Source organism: Geovibrio ferrireducens (assembly GCF_026226615.1).
Taxonomy (GTDB): Bacteria; Chrysiogenota; Deferribacteres; order Deferribacterales; family Geovibrionaceae; genus Geovibrio; species Geovibrio ferrireducens.
In genome coordinates this window covers 64,619-83,896 of the sequence record NZ_JAJAPB010000003.1, presented here as the reverse complement: position 1 = coordinate 83,896, position 19,278 = coordinate 64,619, and the positions used below count along the sequence as shown (strand labels likewise).

At 48.2% G+C, this 19,278-nt stretch carries 19 protein-coding genes; 9 read left to right on the top strand and 10 right to left on the bottom strand.

The genetic code is table 11. The annotated features are described in order from the left end of the window. From OSQ85_RS04120 to OSQ85_RS04105, 4 genes are all read left to right on the top strand, one after another. A complete protein-coding gene (locus OSQ85_RS04120; RefSeq protein WP_265821507.1) occupies window positions 1-1,365 on the top strand; it encodes a sigma-54-dependent transcriptional regulator in 1,365 nt (454 codons plus the stop codon). Next, complete coding sequence (locus tag OSQ85_RS04115; protein ID WP_265821506.1) at window positions 1,366-2,586, top strand: ABC transporter permease; 1,221 nt, start codon at window positions 1,366-1,368, stop codon at window positions 2,584-2,586. Window position 2,587: 1 nt separating this feature from the next. Beyond that, window positions 2,588-3,802: an ABC transporter permease gene (locus tag OSQ85_RS04110; protein ID WP_265821505.1), complete on the top strand. Its 1,215-nt coding sequence runs from the start codon at window positions 2,588-2,590 to the stop codon at window positions 3,800-3,802. Between the two features lie 254 nt (window positions 3,803-4,056). Continuing rightward, window positions 4,057-4,524 carry a hypothetical protein gene (locus OSQ85_RS04105; RefSeq protein ID WP_265821504.1) on the top strand — a complete coding sequence of 156 codons (468 nt, stop codon included), beginning with the start codon at window positions 4,057-4,059 and terminating at the stop codon, window positions 4,522-4,524. Here OSQ85_RS04105 and OSQ85_RS04100 read toward each other — a convergent pair. The 5 genes from OSQ85_RS04100 to OSQ85_RS04080 are packed head-to-tail and all read right to left on the bottom strand — an operon-like array spanning window position 4,518 to window position 10,225. Next, window positions 4,518-5,267, bottom strand: a complete 750-nt coding sequence (locus OSQ85_RS04100; RefSeq protein ID WP_265821503.1) for an ABC transporter ATP-binding protein — start codon at window positions 5,265-5,267, stop codon at window positions 4,518-4,520. The two genes, OSQ85_RS04105 and OSQ85_RS04100, sit on opposite strands and share 7 nt — an antisense overlap. Further along, the gene (locus tag OSQ85_RS04095; RefSeq protein ID WP_265821502.1) at window positions 5,254-6,291 is read right to left on the bottom strand and encodes a FecCD family ABC transporter permease; all 1,038 of its coding nucleotides are present in this window, start codon (window positions 6,289-6,291) and stop codon (window positions 5,254-5,256) included. Before OSQ85_RS04095 ends, OSQ85_RS04100 begins: the two co-directional genes overlap by 14 nt. Further along, window positions 6,288-7,364, bottom strand: coding sequence for an ABC transporter substrate-binding protein (locus tag OSQ85_RS04090; RefSeq protein ID WP_265821501.1), 1,077 nt, complete (start codon window positions 7,362-7,364; stop codon window positions 6,288-6,290). The genes OSQ85_RS04095 and OSQ85_RS04090 overlap by 4 nt, the downstream gene beginning before the upstream one ends. Next, window positions 7,352-8,122 (bottom strand): class I SAM-dependent methyltransferase, encoded by a 771-nt coding sequence (locus OSQ85_RS04085; RefSeq protein ID WP_265821500.1) that lies wholly within the window; start codon window positions 8,120-8,122, stop codon window positions 7,352-7,354. The genes OSQ85_RS04090 and OSQ85_RS04085 overlap by 13 nt, the downstream gene beginning before the upstream one ends. A gap of 24 nt (window positions 8,123-8,146) precedes the next feature. Beyond that, a complete protein-coding gene (locus OSQ85_RS04080; protein WP_265821498.1) occupies window positions 8,147-10,225 on the bottom strand; it encodes a TonB-dependent receptor in 2,079 nt (692 codons plus the stop codon). 710 nt (window positions 10,226-10,935) lie between these two features. Between OSQ85_RS04080 and lexA the strand changes: the two genes are divergently transcribed. From lexA to OSQ85_RS04060, 4 genes are all read left to right on the top strand, one after another. Next, the gene (lexA, locus tag OSQ85_RS04075; RefSeq protein ID WP_265821496.1) at window positions 10,936-11,547 is read left to right on the top strand and encodes a transcriptional repressor LexA; all 612 of its coding nucleotides are present in this window, start codon (window positions 10,936-10,938) and stop codon (window positions 11,545-11,547) included. After that, on the top strand, window positions 11,528-11,776 hold the full coding sequence (locus OSQ85_RS04070) for a hypothetical protein (protein WP_265821494.1): 249 nt from the start codon (window positions 11,528-11,530) through the stop codon (window positions 11,774-11,776). Before lexA ends, OSQ85_RS04070 begins: the two co-directional genes overlap by 20 nt. Beyond that, entirely contained in the window at window positions 11,773-12,987 is a 1,215-nt protein-coding gene (gene dinB, locus OSQ85_RS04065) for a DNA polymerase IV (RefSeq protein ID WP_265821492.1), read from the top strand. Before OSQ85_RS04070 ends, dinB begins: the two co-directional genes overlap by 4 nt. A 189-nt stretch (window positions 12,988-13,176) precedes the next feature. Then, a complete protein-coding gene (locus tag OSQ85_RS04060) occupies window positions 13,177-14,157 on the top strand; it encodes a TerC family protein (protein ID WP_265821490.1) in 981 nt (326 codons plus the stop codon). Here the strand turns inward: OSQ85_RS04060 and OSQ85_RS04055 are convergent. The 3 genes from OSQ85_RS04055 to phoU are packed head-to-tail and all read right to left on the bottom strand — an operon-like array spanning window position 14,154 to window position 16,955. Continuing rightward, window positions 14,154-15,587, bottom strand: a complete 1,434-nt coding sequence (locus OSQ85_RS04055; RefSeq protein ID WP_265821488.1) for a sensor histidine kinase — start codon at window positions 15,585-15,587, stop codon at window positions 14,154-14,156. The two genes, OSQ85_RS04060 and OSQ85_RS04055, sit on opposite strands and share 4 nt — an antisense overlap. After that, complete coding sequence (locus tag OSQ85_RS04050; protein WP_265821486.1) at window positions 15,584-16,255, bottom strand: response regulator transcription factor; 672 nt, start codon at window positions 16,253-16,255, stop codon at window positions 15,584-15,586. Before OSQ85_RS04050 ends, OSQ85_RS04055 begins: the two co-directional genes overlap by 4 nt. A gap of 40 nt (window positions 16,256-16,295) precedes the next feature. After that, complete coding sequence (gene phoU, locus OSQ85_RS04045) at window positions 16,296-16,955, bottom strand: phosphate signaling complex protein PhoU (protein WP_265821484.1); 660 nt, start codon at window positions 16,953-16,955, stop codon at window positions 16,296-16,298. Between the two features lie 321 nt (window positions 16,956-17,276). Here phoU and OSQ85_RS04040 point away from each other — a divergent pair, with 321 nt between their 5' ends. Next, on the top strand, window positions 17,277-17,705 hold the full coding sequence (locus OSQ85_RS04040) for a metal-dependent transcriptional regulator (protein WP_265821482.1): 429 nt from the start codon (window positions 17,277-17,279) through the stop codon (window positions 17,703-17,705). A gap of 30 nt (window positions 17,706-17,735) precedes the next feature. Here OSQ85_RS04040 and OSQ85_RS04035 read toward each other — a convergent pair whose 3' ends face one another. Then, window positions 17,736-18,464: an RNA methyltransferase gene (locus OSQ85_RS04035; protein ID WP_265821480.1), complete on the bottom strand. Its 729-nt coding sequence runs from the start codon at window positions 18,462-18,464 to the stop codon at window positions 17,736-17,738. After that, complete coding sequence (locus tag OSQ85_RS04030; protein ID WP_265821479.1) at window positions 18,465-19,157, bottom strand: lytic transglycosylase domain-containing protein; 693 nt, start codon at window positions 19,155-19,157, stop codon at window positions 18,465-18,467. Window positions 19,158-19,278: the final 121 nt, after the last annotated feature.

Below are 19,278 nucleotides of genomic sequence, written 5' to 3'. Positions count from 1 at the left end.
GTGAAGACGCTCATTATTGATGATGAAAAAAATATATGCACCACTATACAGGGAATCCTTGAGGATGAAGGCTATGAGGTGGATTACGCCCTGACCTTCTCCGAAGGCTATGAAAAACTCAAGAGCCAGATGTATGACTTCCTCTTTCTGGACATATGGCTGCCTGACAAGGACGGGATAGAGGGTTTGAAGGAAATAAAACGCTACTACCCCGAAATTGAGGTGGTTATGATAAGCGGTCACGGCAACATAGAAAACGCCGTGGAGGCCATACGCTTCGGTGCGTGGGACTTCCTTGAAAAGCCGCTTTCCCTTGAGCGAATAGTTCTTATAGTCAAGCACCTTGAGGACAAGCTCAGGCTCATACACGATCTGCGGGAATACAAGTTCAACACCCTTAAGCGCTATGACCTGATCGGCGCTTCCTCCCGCATGGCGGAACTTAAGAAAAAAATAGAGAAAATAGCACCCACAAACGCATGGGTGATGATTACAGGGGAAAACGGAACAGGCAAGGAGCACGTGGCCAGACTTGTGCATATGCTCAGCAAGCGGGACAAGAAAAACTTTGTGGAGATAAACTGCGCCGCCATACCCTCAGACCTTATTGAAAGTGAAATGTTCGGCCATGAAAAAGGCTCATACACAGGAGCCCACGCCACCACAAAGGGCAAGTTTGAGATGGCGGACGGCGGAACTGTTTTTCTGGATGAGATAGGGGATATGGAGCTTGCAGCGCAGGCCAAGCTGCTCCGTGTGCTTGAAACCAGCCAGTTTACCCGTGTCGGCGGGAATGAACTGATCAGTTCTGATTTCAGACTCATCTGCGCCACCAACAAAAACCTTGAGGAGGAGATAAAGGCGGGCAACTTCCGCGAGGATCTCTATTACCGCATAAATGTTGTTCCCTTCGTTGTTCCTCCGCTTCGTGAGCGCAGCGAGGATATACCCTCCCTTGTGAACTTTTTTGTGCGTGAAGCCTGTTCCATGAACGGAATGCCGCTCAGGAAGATAGATGACGAGCTTATGATCGCCTTCACCCGCTTTGCGTGGCCTGGCAATGTCCGCCAGCTTAAAAATATTGTGGAGCGGATGGTGGTTCTGGCGGATGAGGATACGCTTACCGTTGAGGATGCTCCTTCGTTTCTTCTCGGTGCGCCGGAGAAACCGGTTAAGTATGACATAGAATTCAGCTACACTTTGAAGCACGCCAAAGAAAATTTTGAGAAATATTACATCCAGAATGTTCTAAAGAATAATGCATGGAACATAAGCAAATCGGCTAAGACTCTGGACATCGAGAGAACGTATCTTCACAGGAAGATAAAGCAGTACGATTTGGACAAAGACAAAAACGGCGGCTGAGTGAAAAAACTTATAAACATTTTTTTTGAGGCTGTTCAGGGGGTTATCTCCTACAGGCTCAGAACATTTCTTTCCGTTTTCGCCATAGGGCTGGGGATTGCTGCGGTGACCCTCGTTGTCGCAGTGGTCAACGGAGCCTATAAATCAGTAACCGAGCTGATAAGCACCTTCGGGCCTGATACTGTCATGGTTTTCGGCGGCAGCAGAAACATGGCCGGACACGGCTTCCGCTCCATGACAATCACAGTGGACGATGTGCAGGCGGTAAAGGATGCCTTCCCCACAGCTTACAGCGTTCACCCCTTTCTGCCCAACCCCAGTACAAGAATATCCTACCGTGACAAGCACCACAGAGCCTTCGCCATAGGAACCCCCACGGCATACACTGCCATGGAATCATGGGAGCTTGCCTCAGGAAGGGATATTCTGCCTATAGATCAGGAATCCGCGGCGAACGTCTGCGTTCTGGGTGACACAGTAAAGCGGACTCTGTTCAGCGAATCCGATGATCCAATAGGTAAATATGTGAAGGTAAACAGTTTCTACTGTCAGGTGATAGGAGTTTTGAAGCCTGTCTCCCTTATGGGGATGCGGGGTGATATGAATGACAGGTTCATAATGCCCATGTCTGCTGTGATGAAGCGTATTTCCGGCCAGTATAAGCATATAATGATGCTGAGGGTGAGCTTTGAGGATATGGGCAACCTGAAGCAGAGAGCGGAGGAGCTTGAAAACTTCCTGCGTATGCGCCACAACATAGCAGACGATCAGGACAGCGACTTTATGATAATCAGTCCGGATATGATAATGAAGTTTTTCTTCGCTGTCAGCGGGGCGATAATGGTATTCATCGGAATAATGACCCTGCTCACTGTTTCCGTGGGCGGGTTTGTTATGGCGAACATGTTTCTTATCTCCGTGCAGGAGCGCACAAAGGAGATAGGCATAAGGCGTGCGTTCGGAGCCACAAAGTCCGACATTTTCAGGCAGTTTATCCTTGAGTTCGGCATAATAACAGTTCTGGGAGCCCTGCTTGGCTTTGTCCTCGGCGCGCTGGGGGCTAAGGCGGTCTCAGGCTTCGGCATATTTACCGCGCAGATCTCCCTCGGCGTATTTTTTGCGGCTCTGGCTGTTTCCGTGCTTATCGCGGCGGTGTTCGGCACTGCACCGGCGGGCAGGGCGGCCTCTGTTAACCCCATTGACGCCATAAGGAGCAGATGAATTGAGATACCTGCTTACCTTTAAGATAGTTATAGATGTTCTGCGCGCATATAAGGTGAGAACCGCTCTGGCTGTTACCGGGGTTCTGCTCGGCACATTCGCCGTTATTCTGGTTACAAGCCTCACGGCATCGCTGGAAAAAAAGGTGCGCGAGGAGATAGATAAATTCGGCGAAAACACGCTCACAGTTGTTGCGGGTAAGGTGCGCAGAAGAGCCTCCGCACAGGTTATATATCAGTCCACATCCCTTAAGCCGTCCGACCTGCGGGATATACGTGACGAAGTGAGCGGAGTGAAGACGGCGGAAGCATTCACCATGCGCACGGCTCTTGTAACCTACAGCGGCACAACCATAAGCACCAGCGCAACAGGTGTCACGCCGGACGGATTCAGGCTGAAAAACCTTGTAATAGAGAACGGCGGCATGTTCACCGATGCGGACAACAGAAACATGGCGCGGATCTGTGTCATAGGTTCCGAAGTGAAGACAAAGCTTTTCGGAAACACCGATCCGGTGGGCAAAACAATCCTGATATACCGTGTTCCGTTTATCGTCACCGGAGTTTTGGAGCCCATGGGAACAGATCTCACGGGGGCAAGCCTTGATGATGTGCTGGTGATGCCGCTGAACACTCACATGAAACGAATAACCAATGTGGACTATGTGGACGGCATAATGGTGCAGATGTTCAGATACGAGGACGAGGCGCAGGTAATCGCCGGAACTCAGAACGTATTGAGACGAAACCATAAAATCACAGAAGGGAAGGAGGATGATTTTGACATTATCTCACCTTCTGATATGATGGAGATGCGCACAGAGGTTCTTAACATTGTGAGCTTTCTCGGCAATATCACTGCCGCAGTCAGTTACCTCATAGGCGGACTGGGGATATTCTCCATAATGCTGCTTATCGTCGGTCAGCGCAGACAGGAGGTAGGCATACGCAGAGCAGTGGGAGCCCGCAGGCGGGACATAATGCGCCAGTTTCTTGGCGAGTCCGCATTCATAGGCCTCAGCGGCGGCTTTCTGGGCGGTGCTTTCGGTTTTCTTGTATGTTATGCGGTTTTCGCGACAGGGAAGCTGCCGTTTGCTTTCAGTTCGTCAGGGGGCGTTGCCGCATTTGTATCATCCCTGCTCATAGGCGTGGTAGCCGGAGCTTACCCTGCGTCACTGGCCGCTAAGGTTAAGCCTGTGGATGCGCTGAAAAGCTGAAAAATTCTCACGGAAGGAGAATTTATTATTATAACAATAAATCCCATGGATGGGATTTCGCCGTGCGTAGCGAAGGGCGGTTTATCCGCCCGCGAGCGTGTATAAAAAATTCCCATGGAAGGAGAATTTTTTATTATTATTATGGACAGCTTCTTCGCTCTGCTCAGAATGACGGTTTCGGAATATTTTTTCTGATACGTCATCCTGAACCCGAAGGGTGAAGGATCTCAGAAAAAATTTCAAGGCAGGTTTTTATGAAATCAGTACGTTATATGATAATGTCCCTCACGCTGTTTATCGTGGCGTTCGGAATGATCTACTATATAAGCAGGTTTATGGGCTCTGATTCAGATTTTGACTCATTCCAGCAGTCCGCAGGCAAGGGGAGCTTTGCCTCTGTTGAAAAAAGCAAGGACGGCGGCATAAGCACGGTTCTGTTCAGGGGGATGAAGCTGTTTACAAACGGCTCAGGGCTTGCTTACGTATGCACAGGGGATATAACGGCGAAAACAGCGGATGATGAATCAGCTAAAATGATAATGAAATACAGATACGATATTCTCAATTATGCTCCGCAGGCGCTCAGCCCTCTGAAGGATTTTTCCCCGGAATCACTTAAAACAGCCGCCGCTGAAACCGCAAGGCTCTATAAACAAAGAAGGCAGATTCCCGCTGATGTGGAATTTGCCTTTGCAAACTGGAACTGCGTCCCTGCTCAGTAGAGCACGAAGCTTTTTTCATCTATATTTCTGATCGCTATCGGGATTTTGTAGGCGCTCGTGAGGTGTTCCTCGCTTATTCCGCTTTTATCGCCGAAATAGAGCGTTGAGCCGTTTTCCAGAAGAAGTATCCTGTCCGCATAGCGCACCGCAAGGTTCAGATCATGCAGAACAATCAGCGTGGCAAGGTTTCTGCTTCTTGTGATATTTTCCGCTGTTTCCATTATCTCCACCTGATTTCTGACATCCAGATGGTTTATGGGCTCATCCAGCATAAGCACGTCTGCATTCTGCACCAGAGCCCTTGCTATCAGCGTTTTCTGAAATTCGCCGCCGCTTAGCTCCGTCACACATTTATCCTTCATGTGCCCGATACCCAGCTCGTTCATCACATCGTCCGTCATTCCGTGATCCTCAGGCTTGGGATTCCATGTCATATAGGGTTTTCTGCCTATGAGCACGGAATCGTAAACACTGCACGGAACAGCGTGGGTTGTCTGAGGGAGGTAGGCGATTTTCTGTGCGGTTTCCCTGCGCTTCATGCCGCCTACACAGCAGCCGCCTACACATACGCTTCCGGAGGCTGGCTTTAGCACACCCGCCATGATCTTCATCAGGGTTGTTTTCCCCGCTCCGTTGGGGCCTATTATTCCGCAGATTTCCCCTTTTTTCAGTTCAAAGGAGACATCATCAAGTATCTTCCTTCCGTTTTTAAGCGTGTAGCAGATATTTTCAGCCCTGACCATATTTGATTGACCTCTTCATAAGCAGAAACAGAAACATGGGAACCCCTGCAAAAGCCGTTATAACTCCGACCGGGAGCGAAAGTGGATAAAACATAACCTGCGCCAGCAGATCAGCACCGAGAAGGAACACACCGCCCAGAAGGGCAGCCGCCGGGATAAGAAAACCGTGCCCCGTGTGCCTGAACATCAGCCGCACCATGTGCGGGGCGATGAGCCCCACAAAGCCTATTACCCCGTAAAAGGCAGTTGCGAACGCCGCCATAAGTGATGTGATTATCAGCGAATATAAACGAATTTTCTTTACTTCCACACCGAGTCCTGCCGCGTGGAGCTCTCCCCACTGGATCGCGTTGTAGTCCCAGCTGAAACGGAATGAAAACAGTATGCCGAACGCCATTACAATGAGGACTGTCACGGCCTCGCTCCAGCCGCCTTTGCCCAGATCGCCGAATGTCCAGAACACAGTGGCGGCAAGCTGGCTGTCCGTGGAAAAGTATTGCAGAAGCATGGTACAGGCGCTGAAAAAGGCTGACATGGCAACACCTGCAAGAATGAGCCCCTGTGCGGACATGCCCTTCACAAATGAGAACATCAGTATGATAAACGATGCCAGCACAGACCCGGCAAAGGCTCCGGCGGCTATTATCCCCATATTCCCGAAGATGAGCCCGCTGCCTGTGTTTATCATAGCGCCTGCGCCGAGAACGATTATTGCGAAGGTAGCGCCGAACGCTGCCCCCTGTGACAGTCCGAGGGTAAAGGATGAGGCCAGCGGGTTGTTGAGTATGTTCTGGAGTATCACCCCGCTGACGGACAATGCTCCGCCCACCGCAAGAGCGGCGAGGATTTTAGGCATGCGCAGATGCCATATGAAATATTCCAGATCTTCATGCTCACCGCTCATAAAAAGTGCGGACAGGGTCTGCCCCCATGTGCTCTCTATCGCGCCGTGCTTAAGCCCGGAAAGGACAAATACGGCGAGAAGACATACAAGGACAGCCCAGAAATATATTCTGCCCCTCATAGGCCGGGCTCCTCAACACTGAACCCTTTACCGGAGAGAGTGATTCTTTTGAATCCGCCGGAATCCTCTCTGACAACACTGAAAAGCCTTCTGCCTGTGAACATCTCTATTATATCGTCTGCCTTTTTCTCAGGATCGAGGTCTGCATATTTTTCAGGGTATGCGGCCTTTGCTATGAAGAAGGAGTTGGCGAGCATCAGGTCTATATTTATGAAGTAAAATGTATTGGCGAGAATCATATAGGCGCTGCCGTCCGTGAAGGGCTTCATTCTGCTGAAATAGGCAGGTTCTTTTGCGGCATGCTGTGCTGTTACGGCAAAGCCAGCACTGTCCACAAAGATCAAATCGGTCTTCATCATGGCGGCAAACTCTTTATCTATAAACAGATGCCCCTTGCGGCCGATTTTATCTGCCGCATTTTCCACTCCGGCCAGCCGGAAAGGGAGGAAATGTGCCTCAGTGCTGTTTATTCCCTGTATGCCTTTGTATGAAACTGCGCCTATGTACGCACGCTTTTTCACCGCAGGAGGAGAGGAAAGCTCTTCCTGAAGGCTCTCCATGTATGTTATGAGTTCTTCCGCTCTTTTGTCTCTGCCGAGAATTTTGCCGGCTATACGGAGCGATTTGTATATGTCATCAAAGTTTACCCCTGAATAACCGTAACTCAGCACAACTACGGGGGTTCTTGTCTTCCGTTGGAGCAGTTCCGCTTCCGAGGCATCAGCCGTTATTGTGAATATCACATCAGGCTTGAGGGAAACTATAAGCTCTATGTTCGGCCGTCTGGCAGCGCCGCCTTCTGCAACTACAGGGAGAACTGCGGTAATCTCCCTGTTGGCGTATACATACGGGCGTTTCTCAAAGGTCATGCGGTCTATCTTTTCGATACCTATGGCCGTGTCCTGTGCTTTGAGGAACGATACATAGCTCATGCTGCTTCCCAGAGGGATCACCCTTTCAGCTTTCGCAGGTACGGTAATCTTCCGCCCCAGCATGTCCGTGACGGTAAGAGTTTCTGCCGCCATGCTTACAGATGCGGTGAGAAGCAGCAGGAAAAGAGCTATTTTTCCCATATCACAAGCTCCAGACGGACGCATGCCCTGTCATATGCCGTTCCGGAGGAGTCGGTATGTTCTGCTACAATTTCGGCAACAGCCTTTTCGCCGTCTGTGACATTATAGCCTGACAGAAACTCCATGCAGTGTTCCCTCATCTCTTTTGCGGGCATTCTTTTTTCCCATACTTCGTCTATTATGACGGATTTGTATTTTATGCCCGATTTTTCAAGCCATGCCTTAAGGATGGGAGTATCGTTAAACTCTTTGGGCTCAGCGCCGCATTTTGCATAAATTTTCAGCATGAGATCCGAATGCTTTTTGCCTGCAAAGCCAAGATAAACCACATATTTTTCAGCGAGTGAGTTAACCCTTGCGAAGTCCTGCTCTGTTCTCACTGCGGGGGTGGTGGAGCAGAAAACCATGCCGAACTTTTTAGCTCCGGAGTCAAATGCTTCCCAGTCGGTGTGCACGGTGGTTATATTTGTCACACCCTCTTTTGCGGCATCTTCGTTGAGTATTCTCAGCATTTCCCCGGATATGTCCGTGGCTGTCACCCCTGCGGATTTTTTTGCCAGCCTTATGGTGTATTTTCCGCTGCCGCAGCCCACGTCAAGAATACTTAACCCTGTCGTGTCAACTCCGTTTTCGTTCATCAGTTTAAGAACTTTTGCCTCGAAAGTGTCCTCCGAGTCCGTATATCTCGGATACCCGGCCGCTCTTTTATTCCACATTGTTTCTGCCTTTTTTGAGTCCGCATTTCTCTGAATGTCCATAGATCTCCGCCTTAATTTATTTTTTTAAAATGTCCATCTGGCGCTTGCTCCGGCATTAAATCCCATTGCGGGGTAGCCGGATGCTTCTTCGTACTCTTTGTCAAGAATGTTGTCCGCATATATCTCAAGCACGGTGTTTTTCAGCATTTCATAGGCAAGGCTGGCATCAACAAGGGCATAGGAGGGGAGGGTCTTTTTACCTGTTGTTTCATACTTGGGGCGTTCGCCTATGTAATTCATCCCCATGTCAAAAGTGAGCTTATCTGAGATTTTCCATACGAATCCGGCGTTTCCTTTGTATTCGGGTATGTAGTCAACCTCGTCTGATGATGAACTGAAATCACTGTCCGTGGGGTCGCCGCTTTTTTCCGATTTCTGATAGGAGATTCCGGCATTCACTGTGAGATTTCTGAGCACTTTGTATTCTCCGCTGAGGGATGTGCCGATGAATTCCGCATTGTCCACGTTATACTGTGCGTTTACCGTTGTCGCAGGGTCGGCTGTGGTGGGCAGTGTTCTTCTTATGGAGTAGTTGTCTATGTCGTAGTACCATGCGGAAAACTTGACGAACCCTTTGCCGCTGAAATCATGCTTGTAAACAAAGTCAACCGCATTGACCTCTTCGGGCTTTATGCCCCGTCCTGCCAGCTCATCCACACTGTCTCCGTTGGCGTAGTGAACAACATCCGGCATGGTAGGTGTTCTGTAGCTTTGGTAAACATATACCGCCGCCTTATCCTGCGGGGTTATGGCATAAGTCAGGCCTGCCTTGGGCGAAAGATTGCTGTCGTCAAAGTTGTGGGTAAAGTTCTCGGTTTTGTATTTGTCATACCTGACACCCAGATCAAGTGTGAGGGCGCTGTTTATACCCCACGAATCCGCAAGGAATACTCCGTCCGTTATTATTCTCTGCCTGCTGTCCGTTTTGCCGAGAGCACGGTACTGGTTGCCGTTATTCGGATTTATACTGACCTTTATGTCGGTTTCCCCGCCCTTGAGGTTTTTGCGTTCAGCACCGAAAAGGATTGTGTGGGTGCTTATTTTTGCTTCTGTTTTGGCTTTGAAGCCGTAGCTCCTGTCCATTTCAAGCTCACGCTCGTATATCACATCACCTTCTTTTACCAGACCGTTGTTGCTGTCTTTAGCGGCGAAGTTTTTATCTGTGCGGTCTTCGTAAACCTTGTATGCGCTGAGCTCAAAAAATGCGTTGTCAGTTATGTTCTGAGTGTATGCGGTATTGTATATGAACCTTTCCTTCTCCTGATAAGCGCCTTCGTTCGGGGTCATATCAGGCCCGCCGCCCCCTGCGAATGAGTCTGATGTTTCCACATCGGGAAAGTCAGAATCATAGCCGTCAGTGCCGGGAATATTTGCGATTATCATGCCTCTGCGGGATTTGGTGTAATCCACTCCTGCCGTCAGTTCCGCTTTCCACGGCAGTCTGAGAAAAAACTTAGGTGCTATGTGGGTTACTTTGTAGTCACTGTTTCTGAAGTATTCGTCAGCTTCCTGACGGCTCATGCCGAGGCTGACACCGAAATTGCCGAACATCTGTGAGTAGCTGCCGCGTATGTTGTAGAAGTCGTCAGCTTCGTCCCAGCCGCCCATTGTGGCATAAATGTCTGCCTTGGGTTTTGATGTGGGGTGCGCTGTGTACGCGTTTATTACCCCGCCTATCACATTGCCGTATTCGGCGGAGCTGCCGCCTTTTATCACTTCGATTCTGTCTATGTTATCAAGGGGGAGCATGTTGAAATCTATGTAACCGGCTCCTATGTTCCCTGTGGAGTTCATGTTTACCCCGTCTATGTTCACCTGTATTCTCTCGCTGCTCTGGCCTCTTATGGTCAGTGTATTTGTACCGTCACCCACCGAGCTTTTCCTGGTGAGGTTGATTTCGGGGTCTTTGGACAGGAAGTCTGCTATATTGTTGCTTCTCTTTTTTTCAGTCACTTTAGCTTCCGATGATTTTAAATCTTCCTGCGCAGCGCCGGACACTGTTACTTCTTCGAGATAAATTGTGTCCTGCATCATGGTTTCGGACATGGCGGGAGTGTTTATTAAAAATAAACATATGGCCGCCGCAAACGGTATTTTCCTCATATCTCTCTCCTTAGAACTGACAGATTATATTTTCTGATTTTCAGAAATATAAAATTTTCCCCTGTGATCCAATATGTTGCAATGGTGAACAAATACGCACTTGCTTATAGACACGTCTAACAAGTTTAAAATAGACTGTCAACAGTTTTAAGTGGGTTAAATTTGTTATGCACCTATGCGAAGAGTTATATGACTCTAAGTAAAGAGATAATGCTACATATTCTTTATTATGTGTTACCGGATAATGCAATTTCTTTTTGACTTTTTGCCCGTGAAGATCTATTCTTTATTTATTAGGCGAACATTTGTTTGCCCATGCTGCGGTTATGTGTTGCGTCACTGTGAGCGAAGGGCGGTTTATCGCCCGCGAGCGAGTATAAAAAATTCTCACGGAAGGAGAGTTTTTTATTATAAGAGATTCTTCGCTTTGCTCAGAATGACTTGAATAAATCCCACGGAAGGGATTTCGCCGTGCGAAGCGAAGCCGCTTTTTAAGCGGCGCGAGCGTGTACACCAAACTGACAGGATGTGCAGTTTGATGTTATGAATGAGAGATTGCTTCACCCTTTCAGGGGTTCGCAATGACGTAACAACTCCATGGATGGAGTTGCGCCGTGCGAGCGAAGCCGCTTTTTAAGCGGCGCGAGCGTGTGTTCAAAATTTCCAGGGATGGCAAATTTTGAATTAATTAAAGACAAGGAGGTTGTCATATGTCTGAACCCACAAAAAGGCAGAAACAGTTTCTGGATTTTATCGAAGAATTCACGGAGGCGAACGGATATTCGCCTTCCATCCGTGACATAGGCGAGGGGCTTAAGCTTTCCTCCACCGCAAGTGTGAAAAAGATGCTGGACAGGCTTGCGGAAAGCGGATTCATCCGCCGCGCATCATCCTCCGCGAGAGGGATAGAGCTGATGAGGAAGCGCTCCATTCCTGTAATAGGACGGATCAAGGCGGGCATGCCCGTTATGGCCGAGGAAAACCTTGAGGGCTACATCTCTCTGAAAGATCTTGTCAGGTCTGACTCCTTTTTCCTCCGTGTGGAAGGGGACAGCATGAAGAACAAGGGTATTCTGGACGGTGATTTTGCTCTTCTCCGCCCCAGTCCGGTTATTGACAACGGGAAGATAGGTGCATTCCGCCTGAACGGAGAAATAACCCTGAAAACCTTCCGCAGAAACAGGGAAGGGATGTTTCTTGTGCCTGAGAATGATGACTACCCCATTATCCCCGTGCACGACGGAGACGACTTTGAAGTTATCGGTATTCTGGACATGGTGCTCCGGTTCTTCAAAGGAAACTATGATATTAAATATTCATGAAAAAATCCGTGTCGGCGCTGTTTTTGACGGCGGATTTCCAAAGCCCGTATGGTTTGGTCTGCACGGTGAAAAGGTGCTGATTAAGGAAGTCTGCTATAAGTGGAAAGAACGTGAAGGCACTGATGTTATATATAAATTTACTGTGACAGACGGTTTCAATATCTTCGAGATAATGTTCAGCAGCATGGAAGTCTGCTGGTATCTGGTTGCTATGGATGAGGCATCATGATTCTCTGTATGGATATGGATGCTTTTTTCGCATCGGTTGAACAGGCATCCAACCCTGCTCTGCGGGGGAAGCCTATTGCCGTTGTGGGGGCGAAGGAGCGAACTGTTGTTGTTACTTCGTCTTACGAAGCCCGCAAATACGGTGTTAAAACAGGCATGAGCAAATACGAAGCGCTGAAAGTCTGTCCGTTTCTGACTATTGTGAATGCGCGCAACAGGAAATACACTTACGTATCAAAGGAAATAACCGCTTTTCTGCATAAAATAACCCCCCATGTGGAGCCTTATTCAATTGATGAGGCGTTTCTTGACATCAGCGGTACGGGAATAGCCCCGCAGGATGCGGCATATATGATAAAAAGCTTTGTTAAGAAAAACTTCGGCATAACCTGCTCAATCGGCGCGGGGCCGAACAAGTTCATAGCGAAGATGGCCAGCGGTGTCAAAAAGCCGGACGGCTATTACTGTGTGGAAAAAGACAATGTGATCAGCTTTCTGGACAGGTTCCGCCTGAAAAACTTCTGGGGAATAGGGCGCAGGCTGACCAAACGCTTTGCTGATATGGGGATTTTCACCCCGGCGGATCTCAGGGCACTGGGCAGGGAGCGTCTTGTGGAGATGTTCGGTGTCAACGGGGATTACCTGTACGGGCTTGCCTGCGGTGAGTATTCCCCCGGAGTGAAGACCGAAGAGGAACACATGAAATCCATCGGCCACAGCCTGACCCTGCCGGAGAATATTTCAACAAGGGAAGAGGCGGCCGGGTATCTGCTCCAGCTTTCGGACATGGTTTCATCAAGGGCGAGGCGGCTTCGCTATTCCGGCAAAACCATTACCGTAACCGTACGCTATCCGGATATGGGGACTTTCTCACAGGCGCATACCATCCCTTTTTTCACCTCCGCCACTCATCATATATACGCCGAGGCGCTGGAGGTGTTCGGTAAGCTCTGGAACGGCAATGATATAAGGCTTCTGGGTGTGTGCATCTCAAGCCTTGTGCCCGACTGCGTAACACTTTACAATATAGAGGACAGCGGCAAGAACTGGGAAGGGCTTTATTCGGCGATGGATGAGATAAACACCAAATACGGCGAGCGCACTCTCCAGTTCGGTTCAGTGCTGAACTGCCGCCGCAAGGGTTCCAGCGTAATCTCGCCCGCTTGGCGACCTTCCGGTGACAGGCATGTGAATATTATGGACGGGAACTGAAAGATTTCTGAAATTTGTTCGCAATGACTGTATTCGGTTTGGTTCCTCAATAAATTTTCTGCATCCCCTTGCAATCCGTAAAATTCATAATATAATAATCCCCGTACCGGGCCCCTCTGGCATTTTGTCCCCGAAATGCGATGTCGGTATGTTCCGTTCGGAACCTCAAATATGGGGCTGAGATGTTCTATGAATACCCTTCATGCATTCCTTTTTTCTGATTTTCTTCACAAACCTGTGTGGATGTGGCTTGTTTTTCTGGCTGTTGTTCTGTTCCTTCTTATTCTTGATCTGGGTGTTTTCAACCGGAAGGATCACGAGATAGGCGTTAAGGAAAGTCTTCTGATGTCTGTTTTTTATATAGGCATAGGTCTGCTTTTCAGCCTCTGGGTGGGTAAAATACTCGGCAGCGAGAAGGCATTTGAGTACCTCACAGGCTTTGTGGTGGAAAAGACCCTTGCTATGGACAATATATTTGTCATAGCTATGATTTTCTCTTACTTCTGCGTACCTAGAATCTATCAGCACAGGGTGCTTTTCTGGGGCATTCTGGGAGTAATCGTTCTCCGCGGTATAATGATAGGAGTGGGTGCGAAGCTTGTCAGCGAGTTTGAGTGGGTGCTGTATATTTTTGCCGCCTTCCTCATTTACTCCGGCGTGAAGATGCTGTTTAAGCAGGATGACGAAACCGATATAGGCGCGAATCCCGTGCTGAAATTTATACGGAAAAAGATCCGTGTAACGAGGGATTTTCACGGGCACAGCTTTCTTGTGTACCGTACAAACCCCAGAACCGGGCATAAGTTTTTATATGCCACTCCGCTGCTTCTGGCGCTTATTTTCATTGAGATAGCGGATGTTATTTTCGCAGTGGATTCTGTGCCCGCCGTGTTCAGCATAACAACAGACGCTTATGTGGTGTACACCAGTAATATATTTGCGATTCTGGGCTTAAGATCCCTTTATTTCGCACTTGCGGCTGTAATTTCCAAGTTCCATTACCTGAAGTATGCCCTTTCTGTTGTGCTTATATTCATAGGTTCCAAGATATTTGTTTCCGAGATGCTGCATCTGGTGAAGATTCCTCCGGCAGTGAGTCTCAGCGTGACTCTCGCCATACTTGCCGCAGGTGTTGGCGTTTCACTGGTTAAGGGGGATAAGAAAGCTTAGGCTTCCTCCTCTTCCGTTTCCGTAATTCTGACAGGTCTTTCAAACAGGGTGGCAACGAATGTGTTGCCGCCTTTTTTATTCTTTTCCAGCGTTATAGAGCCGTCGTAAAGCCCGGTGATGTGCTTCACTATGGAGAGGCCAAGCCCGGTTCCGGTCTGGTTACGGTTTTTTGATTTATTCACCGTGTAGAAGCGTTCGAAAATCCTTTCCCGGTCTTCATCCGGAATAACGGGGCCTTCGTCCGCCACCTGAATAACTGTTTCATCATCCTTTACGGAAATGCTTATCTCTATGACCTTGCTCAGGCTGTATTTATGGGCATTGTCCGTGAGGTTTGTGAGCAGGGTCATAAAGTGTTCCCTGAGCACGGGTATATCCGTGCAGTCTGCCCTGAATACTGTCTTCGTCTCGAACCCCTCGTAGCGTTCATTAAGCTCCGCCAGCACTGCTTCAAGCTGCAAAGGTTCATCCACGTTGAATCCGCCCGGTATATGCTCAAGCCTGTGGAGCTCCAGAATATCGTTTATTATGTTGTTAAGCCGCTTGGAATTGCTGTGGATTATGGTGAGGAACTTCTCAAGATTCTTTCTGTCCACGGAAGTATTGGCAAGGAGCGTCTCTGCGTAACCCATTATCATCGCCAGAGGGGTTTTGAGTTCATGGGTTATGTTGCCGATGAGTTCCGTCTTAAAGTCCTCATACTGGGTGCGTTCGGTTATGTTGTAGAGGACGATAAGGATCTCTTTGTCGAGATAGCGCACGTGAACATCAAACATCTTCTGGCGCAGTTCGAGGTGGTGTATGCCGTCCTCCTGCCACTCCAGAACCCTGCTGACAAAGTTGATTGTGTCCATGCTGTTCAGGGAATCGACTATGTTTCTGCCGTGGGTGAGCTCACTGCCCAGATGCTCCGCGGCTTTGCTGTTGAAATGCTTTATTCTGTGCGATGTGTCCAGAAGGATGATGCCTTCATTGAGTATGCTGAAAACATGCTGGAGCTTGTGGCGTTCGTTCTCAAGCTCGTCCTGTTTCCTTGTCATGGAGCTGTACATCCGGTGAAAGATGTCCGAAACTTTGGACATGGTTTTATCGCCGAATACAGGGAAGCTGATATTTTTATCCCCCGCTTCAATCCTGTCTGCAATATCTGCCAGCTTACGCATGGGGATGGTTATTCTTCCGGCAAGCAAAAAGGAGATAAGGCCGGATGTTGCGAAGGAAAGGAGAATCAGCCGGAAGTTATAGTTGATTGATTCTCTGTTCCGCTCCTCCGTTTCCGCTTCGGTAAGGTGTTCGGAAACAACGCTGCTTTGTCCGTTTGCTCCTCCGTGTGCATCTCCCGCCGGTCTGCCTGAGTAATGGAGTGTAAGCATCAGAACAAGGGTGACCGGAACGAATATGGTAAAGAAGATGCTGGTAAAGAGTCTCATGTATCGGCGCGGTAACCTATTTTAGGAACTGATTTTATAATCTTTCCTTTGTCGCCCAGTTTCTTTCTGAGTGAGGATATGTGGGTGTCAACCGTTCTGGAGTATACATCCGTATCATAACCCCAGACAGCGTTTAAGAGCTGGTTTCTGGTGAAAACCCTTTTAGGGTTGCGCAGGAAGGTCACAAGCAGTTCATACTCCTTGTTGGTGAGCACAACTTCTTCTCCGTCAGTTTTAACTGTGTAATTGACAGTGTCTATGGTAATGCCTGATTCGGAGATTATTTTGTTTTCCATTGCCGGTGTCCGGCGGAGGATTGCCTTTACCTTTGCCGCAAGTATGTTCATGCTGAAAGGCTTGGTGAGATAGTCGTCAGCACCGTTTTCAAGGCCTTTGATTATGTCGTTCTCTGTGTTTTTTGCGGATATTATGATTACGGGTATGTGTACGTATTTCTGATTGTGGCGCACTATGCTGAGGAAATCCATGCCTTTCAGTCCGGGAAGCATGAGGTCAAGCAGTATGACATCAGGGCTGAAGTTTTCGAGGTGAATAAGCCCGTCATTGGCATCGGCGGAGCATATTACTTCGTAGTTTTTCTGCTCCATGTTGAACTTGATGAGGTCGCTCATCTCCTCGTGGTCTTCAATTACCAGTATTTTGATCATATTGACTCCTTTTTATGCGCGGTCAGGCGCAATGCGGCCGTCAGTCCAGCTTCTGGTGGCGGACAACCTTTCCTTCCACCATAAAGTAGACAAGCTCGGCTATATTTGTTGCATGGTCGGCTATTCGTTCTATTGATCTTGTTATCTGCATCAGCGAGATTACCCCGGCTGTTTTTTTGATGTCTTCCGCTATGTAGGTGAGAAGCTCGCGGATAATCTGCGAATGCAGGCCGTCTATTATATCGTCCCTTTTTATTACGTGGTAGGCTGCTCCTGTGTCTTTGTTGAAGTAGGCGTTCACTGCATCGTTCAGCATAACTGCGGAAGCTTCGCCCATCTTCGGCAGGTCAATATATGGCTTTATCTGCGGAACTTCATTCAGCCTGAGAACTTCCTTTGAAATATCAACGCAGTAGTCCCCTATGCGTTCGAGATCGACTATAATCCGGGAAGCAGTCAGAACAAAACGCAGGTCAACCGCCTTCGGCTCATAGAGGGCAAGGATCTTGCGGCAGAGGGCGTCCACCTCAATATCAAGGTTGTCCACTTTGTCGTCCCAAGCGATAATTTCACGCGCCAGATCACTGTTGCGGTCCACAAGGCTTTTGACGGAGCCTTCTATCATTGTTTCGCACTCTTTTGCCATTTCTGCTATCAGAGCCTTAAGCCTGATATAATCAGTTTCATGCTGCTGTGACATATAACACCCCTTCATCAAACATAAATGTTATATTCATCCGCATATGCAGGTTTTGAAGTCTGTACATATTGCCTATGGTGAATACTTGTATTCATTATATCAAACACGCCGCTTTATTAATATGTGTGTTTGAACCTTATATTGAAAAACAATTTAACATATTTTAATTCTGTGACATTGATGTGAAATATTTGTCAAATAGATGTTAATTAATTTGTTTTCCCTTCCGGAAGGAACTTTTTTGAACCTATATACATAATTTGCCTTTCAATTCTTTTTAGACTGTATTAAACTTTGTTAGACAAAAACGCAGGAGTGTTTATGAGAGACAGAGAACTTTCCGGAAGCATGGAAGACTATCTTGAGACTATACTGTTGCTTCAAAAGGAAAATCCGGTTGCCAGAGCGAAAGAGATTTCGGAAAAGCTCGGCGTCAAGATGTCGTCAGTAACAAATGCACTCAAGCACCTTTCAGAAAAGGGCTTCATTAACTACGACCGCTACAGCTTTATCACACTCACCAAAGAAGGTGAAAAATATGCTGAAAATATCTTCCTCCGCCATGAGGTTCTGAAAAAGTTCCTCAAAACCGTTGTTGGGCTCAGTGAAGACCACGCGGAGGAGAACGCCTGCCGCATGGAGCACGTCATGGATATGGACGTTATCAGCAGGATCAACAAGCTTGTTGAATTTCTTGAGAGAGAGAATATTTCTCAGGAGTTTAAGAAGTATCTTGAAGGGGAAGACTAGTCAGAGCGGGCAGCCTTAAAAGGGCTGCCGTTATTTTTTCAGAGCCTTGAACTCTCTGAGGAGTTTACCCGTTACGGAGGTGAGAAGATTCATCTCCCTTTCCGACCATTCCTTTGAATCAAAAAGCATGCTTATTTCCTGAAGCCTTATCCGGTTGTTTTGTCCGTTAAGATAACCTGACACATCAAGAAGATCTGCAAACTTATCCCTGAAAACACGTTTCTGTTCCGCTGAGGCGAAGCTTTGTCCGGTGATTGTGATTTCCTCTTTCAGGAATGAGCCTCTCAGTTCCCACAGAACAACGAGAACCGCATGGGAAAGGTTCATGCTGGGGCATGATGCTTCCGTGGGCAGGGCGACCCTGTAGCGGCATGCTGAGAGCTGTTCATTGGAGAGTCCTCTGGCTTCGTTGCCGAAAAGCAGGCCGATGGTCTTTCCTGCGGCTATTTCGGTTTTCACGGTTTCAGCAAGTGAGGAGTAGGGAAGGGTGCTGCCCCATGGGTCTCTGGGGCTGAAGCCTATTATGATGTCTTCCTCCGCGGTGAGTTCTCCGAAGGATGCCTTTTTAACGGCATTGTCAAGAATGCGGGAAGCATGCACCGCATATCTTGACGCCGCCTGTTCCCTTCCGGAGAGAGAACCTGAAAATTTCAGCCTGTCAAACCCGGTGTTGGCCATTATACGGGCAATATAGCCCAGATTGGCCGCTCCTTCGGTTTCAGACAGAAGTACGGTAACTCTCTCTTTCGGGTCAGACATTCAGGCTTTGTTGCTGAGGCTCAGCATCAGACGGTAGTTTTTCATTACCTTGCTGTAATATACCTGCGGCAGTCCGCTTCCGCTCTGGAGCTTTTTGCGCAGGTTACCCGGTCCGAGGTTATAGGCGATTATGGCGTGTTTCTGGTTGTCGTATTTATCCATGAGGTATGAGAGGTAGCCTATGCCGAGTTTGATATTTGTGACGGGGTCAAAAAGCTCGTCAGCCCTTCTTATGTTCACATCCTCTTTCTGGTCGGATATGTAGCGGGCTGTGCCGGGCAGGAGCTGCATAAGCCCCATGGCGCCTTTGTCGGAGACTGAATTTCTGTTAAATGAGCTTTCCGTCTTGATGACCGCCAGCACGAGATAGGGGTCTATATCATGCTTGCGTGATTCGCTTACAATAAGGTAAGCAAGATCCATACTGGTCAGCCCCCCCTGTGAGCGGCCGAATGTTGACAAAATATCCCTGACATCCAGAACCTGGGTTGCGAATGTCATTTTTTCCCTTTCAGCGTTCAGTTTCTCTGATACGCTTACCATTTTACTCTGCTGTTCCTGTGCTTTTTCTTCCATACCGCCGAGATTGTAGTTTACGATGTTAAGGAAGAAGAAGTTAACGGCGAGCAGGAAGAATATAAACACTGACAGCATCAGCGCTATAGGTCTGGCCTGCATTTCGATAGCTTTCATTCTTTAAATGACGCTCCTTGCGTAAATTAGGTTCGTATTAACGGAAAAATCATTCTCTGAAAAATTCAGAGTACAGAACCTTAATTTTTATATCGTCATGCTTCTTGTTGCGAAAAAATAG

Excerpts from the sequence above, each read along its gene's own strand:
- OSQ85_RS04105 (WP_265821504.1), top strand. The coding sequence starts at position 4,057 with ATGAAATCAGTACGTTATATGATAATGTCCCTCACGCTGTTTATCGTG.
- OSQ85_RS04100 (WP_265821503.1), bottom strand. The coding sequence starts at position 5,267 with ATGGTCAGGGCTGAAAATATCTGCTACACGCTTAAAAACGGAAGGAAG.
- OSQ85_RS04095 (WP_265821502.1), bottom strand. The coding sequence starts at position 6,291 with ATGAGGGGCAGAATATATTTCTGGGCTGTCCTTGTATGTCTTCTCGCC.
- OSQ85_RS04090 (WP_265821501.1), bottom strand. The coding sequence starts at position 7,364 with ATGGGAAAAATAGCTCTTTTCCTGCTGCTTCTCACCGCATCTGTAAGC.
- OSQ85_RS04085 (WP_265821500.1), bottom strand. The coding sequence starts at position 8,122 with ATGGACATTCAGAGAAATGCGGACTCAAAAAAGGCAGAAACAATGTGG.
- OSQ85_RS04080 (WP_265821498.1), bottom strand. The coding sequence starts at position 10,225 with ATGAGGAAAATACCGTTTGCGGCGGCCATATGTTTATTTTTAATAAAC.
- lexA (WP_265821496.1), top strand. The coding sequence starts at position 10,936 with ATGTCTGAACCCACAAAAAGGCAGAAACAGTTTCTGGATTTTATCGAA.
- OSQ85_RS04070 (WP_265821494.1), top strand. The coding sequence starts at position 11,528 with ATGATATTAAATATTCATGAAAAAATCCGTGTCGGCGCTGTTTTTGAC.
- dinB (WP_265821492.1), top strand. The coding sequence starts at position 11,773 with ATGATTCTCTGTATGGATATGGATGCTTTTTTCGCATCGGTTGAACAG.
- OSQ85_RS04060 (WP_265821490.1), top strand. The coding sequence starts at position 13,177 with ATGAATACCCTTCATGCATTCCTTTTTTCTGATTTTCTTCACAAACCT.
- OSQ85_RS04055 (WP_265821488.1), bottom strand. The coding sequence starts at position 15,587 with ATGAGACTCTTTACCAGCATCTTCTTTACCATATTCGTTCCGGTCACC.
- OSQ85_RS04050 (WP_265821486.1), bottom strand. The coding sequence starts at position 16,255 with ATGATCAAAATACTGGTAATTGAAGACCACGAGGAGATGAGCGACCTC.
- phoU (WP_265821484.1), bottom strand. The coding sequence starts at position 16,955 with ATGTCACAGCAGCATGAAACTGATTATATCAGGCTTAAGGCTCTGATA.
- OSQ85_RS04040 (WP_265821482.1), top strand. The coding sequence starts at position 17,277 with ATGAGAGACAGAGAACTTTCCGGAAGCATGGAAGACTATCTTGAGACT.
- OSQ85_RS04035 (WP_265821480.1), bottom strand. The coding sequence starts at position 18,464 with ATGTCTGACCCGAAAGAGAGAGTTACCGTACTTCTGTCTGAAACCGAA.
- OSQ85_RS04030 (WP_265821479.1), bottom strand. The coding sequence starts at position 19,157 with ATGAAAGCTATCGAAATGCAGGCCAGACCTATAGCGCTGATGCTGTCA.